The sequence below is a fragment of the Ferrithrix thermotolerans DSM 19514 genome (assembly GCF_900128965.1).
Lineage (GTDB): Bacteria > Actinomycetota > Acidimicrobiia > Acidimicrobiales > Acidimicrobiaceae > Ferrithrix > Ferrithrix thermotolerans.
Genome location: NZ_FQUL01000045.1, coordinates 1 through 17,316 on the forward strand (window position 1 = coordinate 1; position 17,316 = coordinate 17,316).

The 17,316-nt window shown below is 47.9% G+C and carries 17 protein-coding genes and 2 tRNA genes; 10 read left to right on the top strand and 9 right to left on the bottom strand.

What is annotated here, in order from left to right; translation table 11 throughout:
• Window positions 1-278 precede the first annotated feature (278 nt).
• Entirely contained in the window at window positions 279-461 is a 183-nt protein-coding gene (locus BUA24_RS12275; RefSeq protein WP_143146526.1) for a hypothetical protein, read from the top strand.
• Between the two features lie 683 nt (window positions 462-1,144).
• On the opposite strand, the gene BUA24_RS10530 is transcribed toward BUA24_RS12275, so the two are convergent.
• The 8 genes from BUA24_RS10530 to rpmH all read right to left on the bottom strand — a co-directional run bounded on the left by BUA24_RS10530 (window position 1,145) and on the right by rpmH (window position 7,140).
• On the bottom strand, window positions 1,145-2,053 hold the full coding sequence (locus BUA24_RS10530) for a ParB/RepB/Spo0J family partition protein (protein WP_072792294.1): 909 nt from the start codon (window positions 2,051-2,053) through the stop codon (window positions 1,145-1,147).
• Window positions 2,046-2,819 carry a ParA family protein gene (locus BUA24_RS10535; RefSeq protein ID WP_072792297.1) on the bottom strand — a complete coding sequence of 258 codons (774 nt, stop codon included), beginning with the start codon at window positions 2,817-2,819 and terminating at the stop codon, window positions 2,046-2,048. Before BUA24_RS10535 ends, BUA24_RS10530 begins: the two co-directional genes overlap by 8 nt.
• Before the next feature lie 941 nt (window positions 2,820-3,760).
• Window positions 3,761-4,396: a 16S rRNA (guanine(527)-N(7))-methyltransferase RsmG gene (locus BUA24_RS10540; RefSeq protein ID WP_084660437.1), complete on the bottom strand. Its 636-nt coding sequence runs from the start codon at window positions 4,394-4,396 to the stop codon at window positions 3,761-3,763.
• Between the two features lie 5 nt (window positions 4,397-4,401).
• The gene (jag, locus tag BUA24_RS10545) at window positions 4,402-5,289 is read right to left on the bottom strand and encodes an RNA-binding cell elongation regulator Jag/EloR (RefSeq protein ID WP_072792304.1); all 888 of its coding nucleotides are present in this window, start codon (window positions 5,287-5,289) and stop codon (window positions 4,402-4,404) included.
• Between the two features lie 53 nt (window positions 5,290-5,342).
• Window positions 5,343-6,374: a YidC/Oxa1 family membrane protein insertase gene (locus tag BUA24_RS10550; RefSeq protein WP_072792307.1), complete on the bottom strand. Its 1,032-nt coding sequence runs from the start codon at window positions 6,372-6,374 to the stop codon at window positions 5,343-5,345.
• Window positions 6,375-6,379: 5 nt separating this feature from the next.
• A complete protein-coding gene (yidD, locus tag BUA24_RS10555; protein ID WP_072792330.1) occupies window positions 6,380-6,604 on the bottom strand; it encodes a membrane protein insertion efficiency factor YidD in 225 nt (74 codons plus the stop codon).
• Between the two features lie 32 nt (window positions 6,605-6,636).
• On the bottom strand, window positions 6,637-6,999 hold the full coding sequence (locus BUA24_RS10560) for a ribonuclease P protein component (RefSeq protein WP_072792310.1): 363 nt from the start codon (window positions 6,997-6,999) through the stop codon (window positions 6,637-6,639).
• A 6-nt stretch (window positions 7,000-7,005) separates the two neighbouring features.
• Window positions 7,006-7,140, bottom strand: coding sequence for a 50S ribosomal protein L34 (gene rpmH, locus BUA24_RS10565; protein ID WP_072792315.1), 135 nt, complete (start codon window positions 7,138-7,140; stop codon window positions 7,006-7,008).
• Window positions 7,141-7,489: 349 nt separating this feature from the next.
• On the opposite strand from rpmH, the gene dnaA reads away from it, so the two are divergent.
• From dnaA to BUA24_RS10610, 9 genes are all read left to right on the top strand, one after another.
• Complete coding sequence (gene dnaA / locus BUA24_RS10570; RefSeq protein WP_072792318.1) at window positions 7,490-8,896, top strand: chromosomal replication initiator protein DnaA; 1,407 nt, start codon at window positions 7,490-7,492, stop codon at window positions 8,894-8,896.
• Between the two features lie 236 nt (window positions 8,897-9,132).
• Complete coding sequence (gene dnaN, locus BUA24_RS10575) at window positions 9,133-10,245, top strand: DNA polymerase III subunit beta (RefSeq protein WP_072792320.1); 1,113 nt, start codon at window positions 9,133-9,135, stop codon at window positions 10,243-10,245.
• Window positions 10,246-10,254: 9 nt separating this feature from the next.
• Complete coding sequence (gene recF / locus BUA24_RS10580) at window positions 10,255-11,331, top strand: DNA replication/repair protein RecF (RefSeq protein WP_072792322.1); 1,077 nt, start codon at window positions 10,255-10,257, stop codon at window positions 11,329-11,331.
• Entirely contained in the window at window positions 11,324-11,644 is a 321-nt protein-coding gene (locus BUA24_RS10585) for a hypothetical protein (protein WP_072792325.1), read from the top strand. Before recF ends, BUA24_RS10585 begins: the two co-directional genes overlap by 8 nt.
• Before the next feature lie 95 nt (window positions 11,645-11,739).
• Entirely contained in the window at window positions 11,740-13,671 is a 1,932-nt protein-coding gene (gene gyrB, locus BUA24_RS10590) for a DNA topoisomerase (ATP-hydrolyzing) subunit B (protein WP_072792326.1), read from the top strand.
• A 16-nt stretch (window positions 13,672-13,687) separates the two neighbouring features.
• Window positions 13,688-16,156 carry a DNA gyrase subunit A gene (gyrA, locus tag BUA24_RS10595; protein WP_245790453.1) on the top strand — a complete coding sequence of 823 codons (2,469 nt, stop codon included), beginning with the start codon at window positions 13,688-13,690 and terminating at the stop codon, window positions 16,154-16,156.
• A 46-nt stretch (window positions 16,157-16,202) separates the two neighbouring features.
• Window positions 16,203-16,673, top strand: a complete 471-nt coding sequence (locus BUA24_RS10600; protein WP_072792328.1) for a DUF3566 domain-containing protein — start codon at window positions 16,203-16,205, stop codon at window positions 16,671-16,673.
• Between the two features lie 28 nt (window positions 16,674-16,701).
• Window positions 16,702-16,775, top strand: a tRNA-Ile gene (locus tag BUA24_RS10605).
• 4 nt (window positions 16,776-16,779) lie between these two features.
• Window positions 16,780-16,852, top strand: a tRNA-Ala gene (locus BUA24_RS10610).
• Window positions 16,853-17,052: 200 nt separating this feature from the next.
• On the opposite strand, the gene BUA24_RS12830 is transcribed toward BUA24_RS10610, so the two are convergent.
• Window positions 17,053-17,316, bottom strand: a 264-nt coding sequence (locus BUA24_RS12830; protein ID WP_218587466.1) for a hypothetical protein, incomplete at its 5' end; no start/stop codon positions are given.

The following is a 17,316-nucleotide window of genomic DNA, read 5'->3' on the forward strand; positions in this document are numbered from 1 at the left end:
CCTAGTTGTGAACAGCGGTACCTGAGCTTCAGAGATGTCCTTGGTGTAACCTGTTCTGCTCTCGTATTGGACACGGAGGCTTATGTCCACACTGTGATGAACCGGTTGCCTACTTGGATCTCGATAACTGATAGACACTCTACTTCCACTGTCAAGGACTAAATAAAGATCAAAAGTCAATGACAGTTCTATAACCACTTACTAAGATAGACACAGTTCCAAAGACTCTATGGCCTATTTGCACAACTTTAGGCACACAACCTCGCTTTATGTCCCCTGTGAGTTTACTTCCGAACAGATATCTGAAACTAAAGCGGATACTTTACGAACTTATGAAGAATACATCGCAAATTCGCAGATCGATCCCTAAAGCTGGCGCAGACTTCGGCCACCTTGTGGGCGAGTCTATAGTGCAGCCACGAATCGTCGAAGACGATCTTGAAAGACGTATCGATCTCTAGCACCTTTCAAAATCGCAAGCTCCAACACTTCCACCTAGTGGGCGCAGTCCTTATGGAGCAAACGCTAAGGTGGAGCTGAGTACTAGAGATACATGATTAAGTAGGTGCTCTTACAGGTAAAGGGTGATTCATCTGCTTTAGGGACCGAGGTACCTCAATACTTCGTTAGAGCAGAACTTCCAGGTGTCAGGTGATATAAACCTAACTCCTACTCTTTCAGTGGTTCGATGCGTTACTTCCGTGGACGTGGGCAGCTACTCAATCGCCGACCCCAGACCGACCTTACCAAGTCGGACTCCTAGATGCATTCAACTTAACGGGATCGAATTAAATTTGGATCTGGTTAACTCTCAGACAGTCGATCCTTAAATCTGCCTTAGTAAGCGCCTTGTCTTGTTTCTCATAAGACCTAGGAGCCATTGCCACGTCACCCTTACCTCAAAAGCCCCTATCACGCAACACATCAAGCGGCTCCTAATCGCAGGCCCTTTCTAGAGCTGATAGCAAATGCAACCTGTTACCGCCACTACTTACACCTGTACCTCTATGCATTCCCAAACATCAACAGAGGTCACTTCCTTGATCCGAAGTCGATGTTATCCACAACTTTATCAACAGGTGTGTAAAACCCCATCAATGACCTTTATCGCATCCTTCAAGTAGAGATTTAATGTTTGAAGCGATCAGTGCAGAATCGTACGGAAGATTCGTTCCAAGTCTTCTATGCTGCCGAAGGATATCTGAATTCTTCCCCCTTGAATTCCAGATGAACTAACCTGACCCAAGGTTACAACGACTTCAGTATCGAGATGCTCTCGAAGAAGGTTTTCCAACTCCACTACTCCCGCAGACTTGTCGGCCTGCGATGGTCTCTCAACCGTTTTAGCATTTGCTTTTGACAGCAAGCCAGTCGTCTCCGGGACCTCTTCCTTGAGTAATCTAACCCTCTCCTCCACCTGTCTGACCGACATATCGGACTTTACTACTTCTTCCGCTAATTCAACCTGCTTACGCTGGTCAGGGATACCTAAGATTGCCCTGGCGTGACCCGCCGATATTTCACCCGCTCCAACCATCCGTTGAATCGCCGGGGGTAACTGTAGCATCCTAAGCGTATTTGTAATAGCAACACGACTCTTACCAACACGTTTCGCTACCTCTTCCTGGGTTAGATTGAAATCGTCTATGAGTTGTTTATATGCCCCGGCCTCTTCCAGTGGGTTGAGATCAGCACGATGAAGATTCTCTACAATTGCTCTTTCTAAGGACTCCTGGTCCTTGGCACTCTGTACGACAGCAGGTATTCGATCTAGACCGGCTCTCCGTGCCGCACGTAGCCTACGCTCACCAGCGATCAGCTCGTAACTCGTATCATCTAATCTTCTCACGAGCACCGGTTGCAAGACACCTATCGTTGCTATCGATTCCGCTAAGGAAGCAATGGATTCTTCGTCAAAGACTCGTCGTGGCTGAAACCTATTAGGCACAATAGCCGAGATCAGGATATTTTGTAGAGACGAGTCTGCGTCACTATTACCGTCAACAGGAATCAGAGAACTAAGTCCACGCCCTAAACCGGAAACCCTAGCCATGTTTGATAACCTCCTCAGCAAGAGAGCGATAAGAGATAGAACCGCGCGAGCTTGGATCAAAGACCGTTATCGGCTGTCCAAATGAGGGCGCCTCGGAGATTCTGACGCTCCTTGGTATTATAGTTTTGCAGACGATATCACCACAAAAATTCTTGACGTCGTCAACCACCTGCTCCGATAGTTTTGTTCTGGCATCATACATGGTCATAACTACATAGTCAACGTTGAGAGCTGGATTGAGACTCGCCTGGACGAGTTTGACGTTCCGGAAAAGTTGCGACAATCCCTCGAGTGCATAGTACTCACACTGGATCGGCACCATAACCGACTGCGCTGCGGAAAGGGCATTGATGGTAAGAAGACCAAGTGAGGGCGGGCAATCGATAAATATGTAATCATATTCCCCTATAACCCCTTCTAGGCTACGCTTCAGCTTGGTCTCTCGACTAAATACAGATACAAGTTCGATCTCCGCCCCGGCTAGGTCTATCGTAGCCGGTACGACAAACAGATTCTTAACTGCGGATGACTCAGTCACATCTTCAATCCCCACGTCTTTCATCAATACGTCATACACCGAGAGCTCTACTGCTCTCGAATTTATGCCAAGACCCGTCGATGCATTACCCTGAGGATCAAGATCAATTACTAAAACTCTCTGTCCCATCTCAGCGAGAGCCGCAGAAAGATTCACGGTAGTAGTAGTCTTACCAACTCCACCCTTTTGGTTGGCGACGGCAACCACTTTTGTCTGTTTTGAATCCACTGGTGTTCCCTCGCAGTCACTATCCTTTAGACATATACTATAGGAGTCCTAGGCCGCCTTAAATGCAGTATCGCACTGTGTCATTTGCATAGGGTAGGAGCTCCCCTAAGTTTCGTGCGAAACAGATAAATATAAGGTGCTATTGGCGAATGCGGTTGCCACAACGCTACTGATACCTCTAAGTTTCACGTGAAACTCTCAACGCCTGCAAACAAAAGATCAGAGACTGCGCTTCGCAGAGTGGGCAGCATCTAACAACATAGCTCAAAGCATAGCCATCGACACAGTAGCAGGCCAAACGCTGAGCCAAGAGAACAAACTTTAGCAACCACTCAAGACGGTAATCCCTTACAGGGAAGCTACTCACACGTTCCCGACGAGTCTTTCCCATAACAGTGATCTCTCAGCACCGATCGCAAACAACAGAGACATACTCTTCTGGCCAAAGCAGCTGATCGTGTCGATCCTGTGATCAAACCGGAACTAGTGTCTTTCAGAGACATCGCACTTGAAGCACACCGAGTTTACACAAGAACAGCGTCTGAACTTCGAACTTTTGACACGGACCTATCCCTAACGGCGCATACCAAGAATATCTTTGGATCCTAATCCTTGTAGTGATATCATCGCCTCGCGAACCGATTAGGTACCCTGCAACTAACTTGCTCTACAAGAATGATCCATAGCCATCAAGGGAGTCTCTCTACGCAGAACCATTTACGTGAAGTAAAATAAACCCTCTACAGTACAAGGATGGAAGCTACGAACACCCTACACCCGGCAACGAACCTACGCCGCAAAGCAGGGCCACACAGTCGCTGAGGCCTGTACATCTTTATCTATCGCAGTCCCCGATGCGTAATCTCGCAACCTTTGTGGACGATATTGGTGATCCTTGATTACAAACTAACGATCCCATCTGTACATAACAGCCAGGACTCTCAGAAGAGTGGTTCCTTCATCAACCTTTGAGTATTTCTTGGGTAACACTTACTCAACTTCCTAGTCTTGGTCATCACACTAAGAGCGAACGGTGCTTGCAATTTATCAGAGTAACGTAGTCCAAGCGACGCCAGCTCACGATCAGGCCAGCGTCTGTCTCGCTGATCCACAGAGGGGGGATCAGAGACAACCAAGAAACCTCCGACCGAGACAAGTCCTGATCCACACTCGGCTGTAACCCCCGGCCTTCCAAAGGCCTTCGCTGTAACAAAGTCAAACGCTTCTCTAAAGTCAGGATCATTGCCAAGGATCTCAGCTCGTTCTGAAACCACGCTACATCGTTCAGTCAATCCATATGACCTAATGACATCCTCTAGGAACTTGGCTCTTTTCTGCATGGACTCGATCAACACGACCTGAAGATAATCAAGAACCTGAGCTATAACTAGTCCTGGAAATCCTCCACCGGTACCAAGGTCCGCAAGACGCAGTCCCTTCCCTTTTGTAACCTTATCCGAAAGATCGCTGATAGTGTCACAAAAAAATAACGCCTGCTCCAAATGAATCTTTGGAGCAGACGGACCTAAAAAACCATAACTTTGTGACTGAATTACCCAATCAAAACGACTATCCATTCAGTCTATGAACTGACCTCGGCGCCTTGTTGGTCCTTCGCCTCTTCCACACTAGAAGCGAAAATCACCACATACCGATTCGGCTCTTCACCCTCAGATCGTGAGGATACGCCTTCTATTTGAGCCACGACATCATGCACAACCTTACGCTCAGAAGACACCATGGGTTCAAAGACCTTTTCCTCACCCGTAGATAGCACAACTTCAGCCATTGACCTTGTAAATCTCTCCAACGCCTCCCGGCGCTTCTTACGATAACCGTCCACATCAACCATCACACGCCCTGCGGAATCCCCAGCATGAGCCTGGACCACCGCTCTCGTGAGCTCTTGCACAGCTGCTATCACGGACCCCTTTTGACCAATGAGAGAGCCTAGGTTATCCCCAGTTATGGATAGTTCCATCGAATCGTCATCGAGATGGTCGATGGAGACCGTTGCTAACATCTCAAGCTCGTAAAGAAGGTCGGCCAAGAAGTGCTGCGCTACAACCGCCAGTTCAGTACGGGAGATCTCTGGCTTGGGAGAATCCTCCCCAGCCTTACTGCGCTCCGTATCTTTGTCTTGCATATCTTTATTCCTCTCTGGTCGATATCCATTTTGCGCAGGCTTGCCTTCTCGATCTAACCCAGTAGCGACTTTGTTATTAGAGCCAGCCTCGTCACGCACCTGAGATGGCTTTCTTCTCTTCATCCGTCTGCCATCCTTAGATTTCGGAGTCACCGGGATAATCCGACCCCTAACCCGAGCCGGTCTCTTTGAAAGACCTAAGAAACCGACCTTCGGCTCCTCTAGGATCTCGAACTCAGCCTCAGAGTAGTCAACACCAAGCTCATCCAACACGGCCTCTTTGGCCTCTTCCACCGTCTTACCGGTGGTCTCAACCCATTCCATCAACACCTCACGAACATATAAGTACTACACAAAGACAAAGTGTGAACTATAACCTAGCCACGCCGCTTCGACTCTCTGCGCGGACCCGCTTGTCGAGCACCACGGCCGGAAATGTCATTTCTTTGCGCACCGCGTCTCCTTATCTGGCCTTGAGAGCTTCTTGTGTTGGTCTTACTCTTGTCGATCCACTGGGAGTCTTTCTCTTCTGCGCTCTTGACCAGTTTTCCACCTTGCTTACTGTTGGTGTTACCTAAAGATGAACTAAGTTGTTTTGTGGAACCTTCAGCCTCTTTTTTTTTCTCACGGGCGTTCTGAGAGTGTGCTCTGAGCACAGGGTCTCTTCTCCACATAATCTCTTGTTGGATAACTCTGAAAAGTCCCGAAACTACAAAATAAAGGTTTACCCCAGAAGGAATACCGATATAGATAACTCCAAAGATGACTGGGGTAAATCGCTGAATCATCAACGCTTGAGGGTTTGCCTTAGCAGCAGTTGGGTTTTTTGCAGTTATCTGCCAAGTCTGTAGAAACTGTAGACCTACTGCAAGCAACACCATGAAGTAGTAGGGTAAAGCTCCCAAGAAAGATCCTTTGAAGCTGGTGGCAGCGACAGCTAGATTGATCCCCAACGAGTGCATAGCCCCGTGGGAAGCTATAAGATCTTTGTAAAGTAACGTTGTGTGGCCGATGTACTTTGGTGACGCAATGTGGTGAGGGCCAACGGTATTGGTCAAACCTCTAATGACATCGTACATAACAAATAAAAGAGGAAGCTGTAGGAGCATCGGTAGACAGCCTGATGCTGGCGAAACTTTGTGCTCTTTAAAAAGAGCCTGTTGTGCCTCGAGCAAAGCCTGTCTGTCTTTGCCATACTTTTTTTGAAGCTCCTTGACCTTAGGCTGCAGAGCCTGCATCTGCAGCATAGACCTCGTCGAGATCACAGTAAGAGGGGAGATCACAACCATGACGGTGATGGTAAGTAGTGCAATAGCGAAGCTGTAACTATGCACCCAACTAAAGTAAAGAGCTATAAGCCCAGCCATTAGCTCAAAGATCGGCCGGAAGATACTACTTAGAAAGGACATTTGACTTATACCTGACCTTTTCGAGGAGGGACGAGATCGATTCCACTTGAACCAAACGGATTACATCGGGCGATACGCTTTACAGCTAACAAAGAACCATGAACAGGTCCATGAACCTCAATAGCTTCCACGGCGTACTCAGAACAGCTCGGCATGAATCGGCACGGAGACGGTTTACCCTCTCTAAACTTCTGATAGACATGAATAGCGAATATCATGAACTTACTCAATAAGTTTCTAGATTCGCCTATCTTCCTTGGCACTAAATCTTCCTCTCAGGAGTACTGCTACCGTAGATCCGTTCTAAAAGATAACGCAACTCACCCAACATATCATTGTAGGTTAGATTTATAAGACTTCTCCTACCCATAACAAGATAGAGACCGCCGCAAAGGTCTCTGCTATTGGACAACTCGCGAAATACTCCTCGAAGTCGCCTCCTAATGAGATTGCGTTCTACAGCAAGTGGAAACTCCTTCTTGGGGAGAGCAAAGGCAGTTTTTATCTCTTCAGACTCCATCAAAACAGCCTTTACCCTCATGCTTGGGGTTGAGGCCGAAACTCTAGAATAACCTAAAAGCCTGAACTCCTGTTGTGATCGAATCGAACCGAGGAGATAAGGCACGTCAGCCTACGCACTTAAACGCTTACGCCCCTTGGCCCTCCTAGCTTTAAGGATTGCTCTACCGGCTCTAGTTGACATACGTGCTCGGAAACCGTGCTTTCTTTTACGGCGTCTATTATTTGGCTGAAAAGTTCGTTTCATATGCTCTACACCTTTTTATCATGCGAAGTAGTGACCCTTTATTATACCTATACGATCCAAGATGAGAGACGCTGCCTCGCTTCACTTACCACACTCAAAGTGGTCTTATGAACCCTAAAGGTGATGTTGAGTTACACGGCAACCTTGAAACTTGTGTCATACTTTAGAGTTCACTTAGAGCTTCTTCTATGCTTTAACCTGGTATTTTTCCATTCAAATTGTTTAAAATTTTATCCTTTTTTCGACACTTTTGTCCTTGGTATGTACTAGTTTCATATTTCCACAGAACAGTGTTTTTGGGAAACTAGTTCTCCAATGTTCGGAGACTCCATATCTCGAAGGAGTAAGGATGGAAGAGGTAGCTACGGTCTGGGGCGCCGTATCAGCTCGACTACGCGATCGTCTCGGTGACGCAACGTGGAATGCATGGTTTTACTCCCTAGAACCAACTGAGATCTCAAAAGACACCATAACCCTCTCTACCCCATCAACTCTTGTGAAAGAACGTATTCAAAGTCGTTACCTCACGGTCCTAAACGAGGTCATAAACGACCACTTAGGGGAAGAGATGACGGTTCGTATAAATCAGACACAGACCAAAGGTGAGGGCTTCAACAAACCAACTTCATCCAAAGGACGGCGGGATTGGAAAGCGTCCGGATCACCATCAATCTTCGATGCTCCAAACAGCAACACAATGAAGGGATACACAAAGGCAGATAAGAGCTCTGCATTCGACGAACGATACAGCTTCGACACCTTTGTTATTGGTCCTTCCAACCGCTTTGCACACGCCGCAGCTCTATCTGTTGCCGAACAACCAGCGTCAACATATAATCCCCTCTTTATTCACGGTGACGCTGGTCTTGGTAAGACCCATCTACTGATGGCTATAGGGAACTATCTTGCTCATCACTATCCAGGTCTATATGTAAGGTACGTATCCACCGAGTCCTTCCTAAACGAGTTCGTAAATTCAATACGCCAAAACAAGACCTCTGAGTTCAAAGCTCGATATCGGCAATGCGACGTGCTCTTGGTCGACGACGTTCAGTTTCTAGAAAACAAAGAGGCCTTTCAGGAAGAGTTCTTCCACACCTTCAACTCGCTCTATGGCGAACATAAACAGATAGTCCTAACCTCTGACCGTCCGCCGAGAGCACTCGCGACCCTTGAAGACAGACTCAAATCGAGGTTTGTGATGGGGCTTACTACAGACATCCAGGCTCCTGACCTTGAGACTAGGATGGCTATAGTCTCAAAAAAAGTCGAAGAGTTAGGAGTTGTAGTTCCGACCGAGGTAGTGTCTCTAATCTCAACCTCTGTTAAAGACAACATTCGGGAGCTCGAAGGAGCTCTAACTCGAGTAACTGCATTTGCAAACCTTACCGGGCAGCCCATAACAGAGAGCTTGACTAAGAGGGTCCTAGCTGACCTAGTCGGAGATAATGATAGGGTGTCTAATAGACCCACGGTACGACAGATAGTTGAGGCGACCTCACACCATCTCAAGGTAACACCCCTCGACATATACGGTGATTCAAGGAAAAAGCCGATAGCCACAGCTCGGCAGATAGCCATGTACCTGACTCGAGAGCTAACAGAGATGTCTTATCCTGTGATCGGAAAGGAGTTTGGGGGTCGAGATCACACAACAGTCATGCACGCAGTAGACAAGATCTCCAAGCAGATGCAAAGCTCACGCGAAATATATGATCAGGTCACTGAGATTCACAGACTGTTGAGGTGTGGATAAGATGTGGATAACCTTAACTTCAGCAGTTGTTAACTCGACTACGAACTGTGGACAACGTGTTTGTTTTCCACACAGTGGACAGAGGCCCATCCACAACGGATCATCTATCTGTGGATGTATTGCCCAAGGTTGTGTAAAACTTAAACGGCATTTTCAAGGTAAAACGGAGTTATCCACACAATCCACAGGCCCTATTGCTACTGCTAGCTTTATATATAAAGAAGAAAGGATATCTGGTGAAGTTTCTGTGCGAAAGAGATGAACTCTCTGAAGCAGTGATAGGGGCCGGGCGGGCGCTTGGGAGTCGTGGAACATCTGGTGTTCGTCTCGAGCTCTCCTCGAATACCTGTACCGTAATTGGTAATGGTCCGGAGATGAGCATCTCGGCATCTATCTCAGTTTCTAATGTTGAAGACGGTGTGGCCTTTGTACCACCGTCTCTATTTGGCGATCTGCTTAGATCTATGCCAGAAGGCGCTGTGGAGATTGCGACCGATGACACGACAATCCAGATGAGAGCCGGACGAACTGAGTTCTCGTTACAACTTCTAAACGATATAGATACCCCAAGATTGAGACAGCATCTTTCGGATCCCGTAGTGCTCAACGACAAAGAGTTTACATCTGCATTAAGACAAGTAACTAGAGCTGCTTCAAAAGACGATAGCAGGGACCTATTGTATACAGGTGTTCTTTTCACTAAAACGGAGTCGGGAATAAGGCTTGTATGTACAGATGGGATTCGTCTTGCACTTAGAGACATCGAAGGAGCAGACTTCCTTCCTACTGACGACGATACTGAAGTGATCGTACCAGCGAGGGCCCTAACTGAGCTTGAACGTCTTACCCATAATCTAAAACCGGGACATTCAGATCTCGCTATCTCTATGGGTGCAAAAGAAGCAGCTTTTCAATTTGGTAACTGGAGTCTCACGACCAGACTCATAGACGGGAGATTCAGGGACTATCGTCAGCTACTTCAACCTTCCTATCCAAGAGTCCTAATTGCAGATAAGTCATCTCTGCTCGAGTCCATAAGAAGACTTAGGAGGATGGCTCGCGAAGCGCGAGATATAGGAACCCATCTCAAGTTCGAACTCTCTGACACGACCCTCAAACTCTCCGTGAGAATCCCTCTGGTGGGACAGGCAGAAGACGAGATCGATGTAACTTTCTCGGGAGATGAGTTTGTAGTAGCCTTTGACCCAGAGCTTCTAGCTGAGGGAGTGGAGGCGGTTGAGAGTGAGTTTGTGAGGGTGGAGTTCACTGAGAACAATAGGCCCGCCTGCATCTCAAACGCTGATAACCGTGAGTATCAGTATCTACTGATGCCGGTCAAGTTTCGTTAGATATCAAAGATGGAGGTAAAGGCCTTAGAGCTTGTCAACTTCCGAAACTGGCTGAGTGTCAACATCGACTTTGTGCCCGAGGGTGTGACATTTGTAGTCGGTAATAATGGACAAGGAAAGACAAATCTCGTTGAAGGGGTATTCTTTGCTTTGCGGGCCAGATCCTTTAGAGCTCCAACGAGAGATGTGCTGCTTGGAGACCAGTCGAGTTTCTTTAGGGTGAAGGCAACTGTACAAGATGGAACTCGGGAGTTTGATATAGACACTGCGTTCTATCGAAGTTCTGACTTTACATACTTATTGAACTCCAAATCTCTACGATCGATTCATAACCTTACAAATCTCTTCCCAGTAGTGGTGTTCCAACCAGAAGATCTGACTCTGATCAAAGGCGCTCCGAGCTTGAGACGTGATCTTCTAGATGATCTGATCTCAGTCCTTGGTGGAAAGGGATCGTTTGTAGTTGCTAACTACTCACGTGCGCTCTCGCAACGGAACGCACTTCTGCGCCAATCCCAAGGGAGGTTGTCACCTTCGATATCTGATACTTTGGCCGTCTGGAACGAACGCATAGCAGTTTTAGGTGAAGAGCTTGCTTTGCTTAGGGAATCACTGGTCGTAGAGATGTCTCACTGGATTGTTGACGCCTACTCTAAAGTTGCCACGGAGTCCTTGGACTTGTCTTTATCCTATAAGAGGTCTTGGGAGGGTGAGCTTAGAGAGGCCTTGGAGATGTCAATTGAACAAGACCTTCGTCGCCTAACCACTTTGGTGGGACCCCACAGAGATGAGCTTGAGATATTTTCCGGTGCTCAGCTGGCTAGACACCAGGCCTCTCAAGGAGAGGTTCGAGCGATAGCGGTCTCGATACGTCTTGCCACCGCACTTCTGATCTCTCAAGAGACTGGTCGTACTCCCCTCGTAATACTAGATGACATCTTGTCAGAACTAGATTCAGACCGTTCAGCAAGGCTGTTTATGTCTCTGCCTAAGTCGCAGGTGTTTGTGACTGGGACCTTTGTTCCCGACTCTTTAGAGGTGAGTCAAGTGTTGAAGGTCGAAGACGGAAAGATAAATTATGTCTAACCGACCAGAGGTTGACCCACCACAGATTTCCATCTCTGACTCCCTGGCGATACTTGTCAGTAGACTGAAGTTGTCGAGTGTAGATACCAGAGAAGCGATCTGTAGTGCTTTGAGGAAAAGCGTAGGAGATAATCTCTTTCACCTGATGAGCATTGGTGAGATCAACGACCACGAGGTCGTGATCTATAGTGAATCAGAGACCTGCTATCAGAGTCTTGTGATGCGCAAGCGACAGTATGAACGAGAGTTGCAGGAGTTGTTTGACGGGAAGCTTATTCAGCTACGCGTCGTTCGCAGCAGATCCAGTAGATAGGATGAGAGCCGACCAGCAGATTAGAATAACTAGGCAGTAATGTCATCGACCCATTCCGGTCGTTTGCGTTGTCCAAGTGCACCAAAAGGGGTAAGTTGTCTGAGGTAGATCCAGAGATTAGAGAGTACGGCGCGGAGAATATAACCATCCTTGAGGGATTGGAGCCTGTACGGTTGCGCCCAGGAATGTTCATCGGATCGACAGGGCCTTCAGGGTTGCATCACCTTATCTGGGAGGTCGTTGACAACGCGGTCGATGAGGCCATGGCCGGGCAGTGTGACCACATTCAGGTAACTCTTTTAGCTGATGGAGGGTGTCGGGTCGTTGATAATGGACGAGGAATACCTGTAGATCCACACCCCTCTGATCCCACCAAAAGCGCAGCCGAGATAGTCCTAACCGTACTACACGCAGGGGGAAAGTTTGGTGGCGGTGGATACCGAGTCTCAGGTGGGTTGCACGGAGTGGGTGTATCGGTTGTAAACGCTCTATCCCAAAGGCTGGTGCTTGAGATAGATAGAGACGGAAAGCACCACTACATGGAGTTTGTAAAGGGCGGAAATCCAACCGGTCCACTGAAGGTGGTTGGAAACTCTCCCAAAGGTAGGAGAGGAACAGCTGTCACATTCTGGCCAGACCCAGAGATCTTTGAAGAGGTGGAGTTCCAGGCTCAAAGGGTGGTGGAACGTCTTCAGGTTATAGCGTTCCTGAATCGCTCACTTAGAGTTGACTTCGAAGACCAAAGAGAAGGCAAAGAACAAAAGGTAACCTTCAAGTACGATGGTGGCATAATAGACTTTGTACACCACCTCAACGCACCTAAAGAGGCCCTGTTCAAAAAGGTTGGGTACTTTGAGGCAAAGGAGGACAGCCAGGAGCTCGAGATCGCCTTCCAATGGAACTCCGGCTATTACGAAGGGATACACTCCTTTGCTAACGGTATTTCAACCGAAGAAGGTGGAATGCATGCTGAAGGATTTAGGAAGTCCATCACCCAGGTTGTAAACAAGTACGCCAGATCCAAGGGGTCCCTGAAAGAAAAAGATGAGAATCTCTTAGGCGAAGATATTCGAGAGGGTCTAACTGCAATCGTCTCTGTTCGCCTTGAAAACCCACAGTTTGAAGGGCAAACCAAGACAAAGCTCGGCAATCCTTCCATCAGGTCTTTAGTTGAACGAGTAACGAACGAAAAATTGAGTGAGTGGTTAGAAGAGAATCCCAAGGAAGCCCAGGTTATCGTTCAAAAGGCGATTCAGGCAGCGAGGGCTCGAATGGCTGCAAGACAAGCTAGAGAACTTACCCGTCGAAAGTCTGCCCTCGGAGGAGCCGGGCTTCCTGGCAAGCTTATCGATTGCACCTCGAGAAAGCCCAGTGAATGTGAGCTATTCATAGTAGAGGGAAACTCTGCAGGGGGTTCTGCAAAAGATGGTCGTGACCCTCGGACGCAGGCTATCTTACCAATTAGAGGAAAGATCTTAAACGTGGAGAGGGCGCGTCTCGATAAGATGCTGGCCAATCAGGAGATCCAGTCTTTGATATCAGCAATAGGCGCGAACGTTGGTGATGAGTTCGACCTCTCTAAAATTCGGTATCATAAAATCATTATCCTCGCTGACGCAGATGTGGACGGATCGCATATTCGCACGCTCCTGCTAACCTTTTTCTTCCGGCAGATGAAACCACTAGTCGAAGCGGGTCATGTATTCGTCGCTCAACCGCCCCTTTACTCAACGCAGGTCGGTAATGAAAAGATATACCTAAAAGACGATCAGGCACGGAAGAGATTTCTAGAGGAACGTCCAAACCACAAGGCGGAGTTCAACCGTTTGAAGGGCCTGGGTGAGATGGACTTTGATGAACTCCAGTCGACGACCATGGATAAAGCCAGGAGAACCCTTCTTCAAATTACCATGGAGCAGGCCGCTATGGCGGATGAGATCTGTTCAATTTTAATGGGCGACGACGTAGATATTCGTAGGAACTTTATTCAGACGCACGCTAAAGACGTGCGCTTTTTAGACGTATAGGGTAAAGGAAGACTAGTTGTCACCAAGTAACAGGGATACAGATGGTGGTTCCACCAGTATTGCGGAAGCGATAGAACCTATCGAACTCCAAGAAGAGATGGAGCGATCGTTTCTTGAGTACTCGATGTCGGTCATCATCTCTAGGGCACTTCCTGATGTTAGGGATGGATTGAAGCCCGTACACAGAAGAATACTTTACTCAATGTACGCAGAGGGGCACAGACCAGACCGTAGTTACGTAAAGTGTGCCAAGGTGGTTGGCGAAGTGATGGGTAAGTTTCACCCTCATGGTGATAGTGCCATCTATGACGCGCTTGCTCGTATGGTCCAAGATTTTTCCCTGAGACACCCACTTATCTCCGGACATGGCAACTTTGGCTCGCCGGATCCCGCTATGGGGCCGTCTGCGCCTCGGTATACCGAGTGCAAACTTGCACCTATATCGATGGAGCTCATGGCGGGATTAGATGAACAGACCGTTGACTTTGAACCAAACTACGACGGTACAGAGACACAACCAACCGTACTTCCAGCTCGTTTTCCGAATCTATTGGTAAATGGATCGCAAGGTATTGCCGTAGGTATGGCTACGCAAATACCTCCACACAATCTCGAAGAGGTGATCGACGCAACTATCTACCTCCTTGAGAATCCAGAAGCCACTACCTCTGACCTAATGATGTTTGTGAAGGGTCCTGACTTTCCTACTGGAGCCTACGTTCTTGGGAGATCAGGTATCCGTGATATTTATGAGACCGGACGAGGGTCGATAAAGCTACGAGCAGTAGCAGAGATCGTAGAGAATAAGGGATCTAACGCACAGATTATCGTTACTGAGATCCCTTATCAGACATCGGTAGAGCAGATATCTGCAAAAATAGGAGCTCTTGTTGACGCTAAAGTGCTTGACGGTATTGCGGATGTGACGGACTCTACCGCACAGCGTGGGACGCGGATAGTAGTCGATCTAAAAAGAGATGCAAATCCAAAGGTAGTTCTAAATAACCTCTACAAACACACTCCCATGCAGACATCGTTCTCTGCAAACATGCTGGCGCTAGTTGACAATGTGCCTCGCACTCTAAGTCTTCGTTCCATGCTTTCGCATTACATCGACCATCAGGTCGAAGTGGTTACCCGTCGAAGCCAATACAGGCTCAGAAAGGCTCGGGAACGAGCTCACATCGTAGAGGGCTTACTCAGGTGCATTGATATCTTGGATCAAGTTATCGAGGCGATTCGTTCTTCAGTGGATCGAGGCGAAGCCAGATCGAAACTCATGAACGAACCCTTTGAGTTTTCTGAGATCCAAGCAAACCATATCTTAGATCTCACGCTCGGTCGCCTGACTCGTATCGGTAGGGAAGAGCTCGAATCTGAGATGCGTAAGCTGATCGAGACGATAGCAGAGCTCGAAGAAATATTGGGTTCTTCGGAGAAGCTGCGGGAAGTAATAAAGACGGAACTCACTGAGATTCGAGACAAGTATAAAAACCCCAGGCGAACGCAGATCATTTCAGATCCGGGCAATCTTGAAGACGAAGATCTGATTAGTGATGAGCCTATTGTGGTCATGGTTACGAAGTCTGGCTACATAAAGTCTCTTTCTGATGCTGCGTTTAAGACGCAAGGTCGTGGGGGGCGCGGTGTTGTGGGTGCGAAGATGAAGGAGGAAGATTTAGTTAACCACATAATCCATACAACTACCCACTCTTACCTTCTTGTGTTTAGCTCACGTGGTCGTGTTTACAGGATCAAAGGTTACGAAGTCCCACGTTTTGAACGTAGTGCTCGCGGGACGGCGATAGTAAACCTTCTTCCATTTGATGGAGAAGAATCAGTGGCGGCGATCTTAGATACTATGAGTTTTCCTGAGGCCTCTGAGTTGGTTTTTGTGACTGCCAATGGACAGGTCAAAAAGACGCCTCTGATGGAGTACGACAGGTCCAGAAGAGATGGACTGATCGCTATCGATCTAAGAGAGGGCGATAAGCTTGTAAAGGTATTTGTTGCGACCGACAACGATGATGCAATTCTGTTTTCGAGAAATGGACAAGCTATTAGGTTCCCTCTTGTTGAGGTGAGATCTACAGGTAGGGCGACCTCAGGGGTAAAGGGAATGAAGCTTCGTGAAGGTGATCGTGTTGTTTCGGGTGAAAAAGCAGACTTTTCCCGGGAGACTTTGGTCGTTACCGATAAAGGATATGGCAAGAGGATTCAGACGAGACTGTTTCCCCGTCAGCAGCGCGGTGGACAAGGTGTAAGGAGTATCAAGGTCTCGCCCGATAGAGGTTACGTTGTCGAGGCGCTTTTTGTTAGCGAAGAAGACGAGGTTCTGGTAGTTAGTTCAAGCGGGGTAACGATTCGTACGGCCGCCGGTCAGATTGCATCTCAAGGCAGAGACGCTCTTGGAGTCAAGATTATTCAGCTAGACAAGGATCAAACGGTGACATCTGTTGGATTAGTTCCAGTGTCGAGCGACTGACCGATAGAATGTGGCGAGATTTTATAGTTGAGGAAAAGACTTCTGAATGAGTCCTGAAAGTACATCTGCCCAAAGTCGTAGACCACGACCATCAGTCGGGACTTCCAATAGGGCAGCATCCAGTCTGAAGAAAAAACCCACTCGTGCAACTACACGAAGTTCCGGAAAAGGTCAGGCGGTCTTCATAACTGAGGTGGGAGCTACCTCTATATTCAGGATATCCGTGCTCTTTTACACCTTCTTGATGCTCACATTTTTGGTCGCAGGTGTTATCCTTTGGTTTCTTCTTGGAACCAGTGGGTACGAGGCGAAGTTGAACCATCTTATCGATTCGCTTCTTGGTTCATCGACGTACCACCTGATCGGTCTTGAGATATTTATAGCTGCCACCGCTTTGGGTGTGGTTTGGGTAGTTATTTCGGCGGCGTTGACGACAGTAGCGGTTAAGATGTTCAACCTAGCTATCGATCTAGTCGGTGGCTTTAAGATTTACCTCAAGGGCGCGCGCGCCGATTGATGTGAAATCTAAGATGATAGAGGCCTTTGGGGCTATAGCTCAGTTGGTTAGAGCGCAGCACTGATAATGCTGAGGTCGCTGGTTCGAGTCCAGCTAGCCCCACTTTGGGGATGTAGCTCAGCTGGAAGAGCACCTGCTTTGCAAGCAGGGGGTCGTGGGTTCGAGTCCCATCATCTCCACTAGTTTCTTCAAGCGAAAGATAGTCACGTTTAGGCAGCCAGTTCGGGAATCTCATTACAACCAGAGAAAGGGCGTTAGTACCTTTTGGTACGCTTCGAGGAGTCGGCTGTACCTAATCCGCTTAGTCCAAGTACGTGTGGCAGGCCAAGTCGCTTCGGTATCCGGTGCAGGGGCTGTTATATAGATGGCGCAGATCGATTCAAACAAAAAATATTTCCCACGAGCAATCTCTTTGGGGCATAAAGTATTCTTTGGTTCGTCGAGGAAGCTGTGAGGGGTCCCCAATAGCTGATCCACTGTCTCTGTGAGTTCTGCCTTTGGTTATCGTTGTTGAGAGTATTCCCCTACCCATCCTGCTCGTCTTTCCGCTGTAGGAAACATCCAAGAGAGCAGGAGGGTTGGGGGGAGTATAGCTTTCTTCGGTTGTGCTGCTTTCGCCTTCTCCTCCCGTACTTCCCATTAC

Coding starts and splice junctions, on each gene's coding strand:
- recF (WP_072792322.1), top strand. CDS start 10,255: ATGGAGGTAAAGGCCTTAGAGCTTGTCAACTTCCGAAACTGGCTGAGT.
- BUA24_RS10550 (WP_072792307.1), bottom strand. CDS start 6,374: ATGTCCTTTCTAAGTAGTATCTTCCGGCCGATCTTTGAGCTAATGGCT.
- BUA24_RS10585 (WP_072792325.1), top strand. CDS start 11,324: ATGTCTAACCGACCAGAGGTTGACCCACCACAGATTTCCATCTCTGAC.
- rpmH (WP_072792315.1), bottom strand. CDS start 7,140: ATGAAACGAACTTTTCAGCCAAATAATAGACGCCGTAAAAGAAAGCAC.
- jag (WP_072792304.1), bottom strand. CDS start 5,289: ATGGAATGGGTTGAGACCACCGGTAAGACGGTGGAAGAGGCCAAAGAG.
- BUA24_RS10530 (WP_072792294.1), bottom strand. CDS start 2,053: ATGGCTAGGGTTTCCGGTTTAGGGCGTGGACTTAGTTCTCTGATTCCT.
- BUA24_RS10540 (WP_084660437.1), bottom strand. CDS start 4,396: ATGGATAGTCGTTTTGATTGGGTAATTCAGTCACAAAGTTATGGTTTT.
- BUA24_RS10600 (WP_072792328.1), top strand. CDS start 16,203: ATGAGTCCTGAAAGTACATCTGCCCAAAGTCGTAGACCACGACCATCA.
- dnaA (WP_072792318.1), top strand. CDS start 7,490: ATGGAAGAGGTAGCTACGGTCTGGGGCGCCGTATCAGCTCGACTACGC.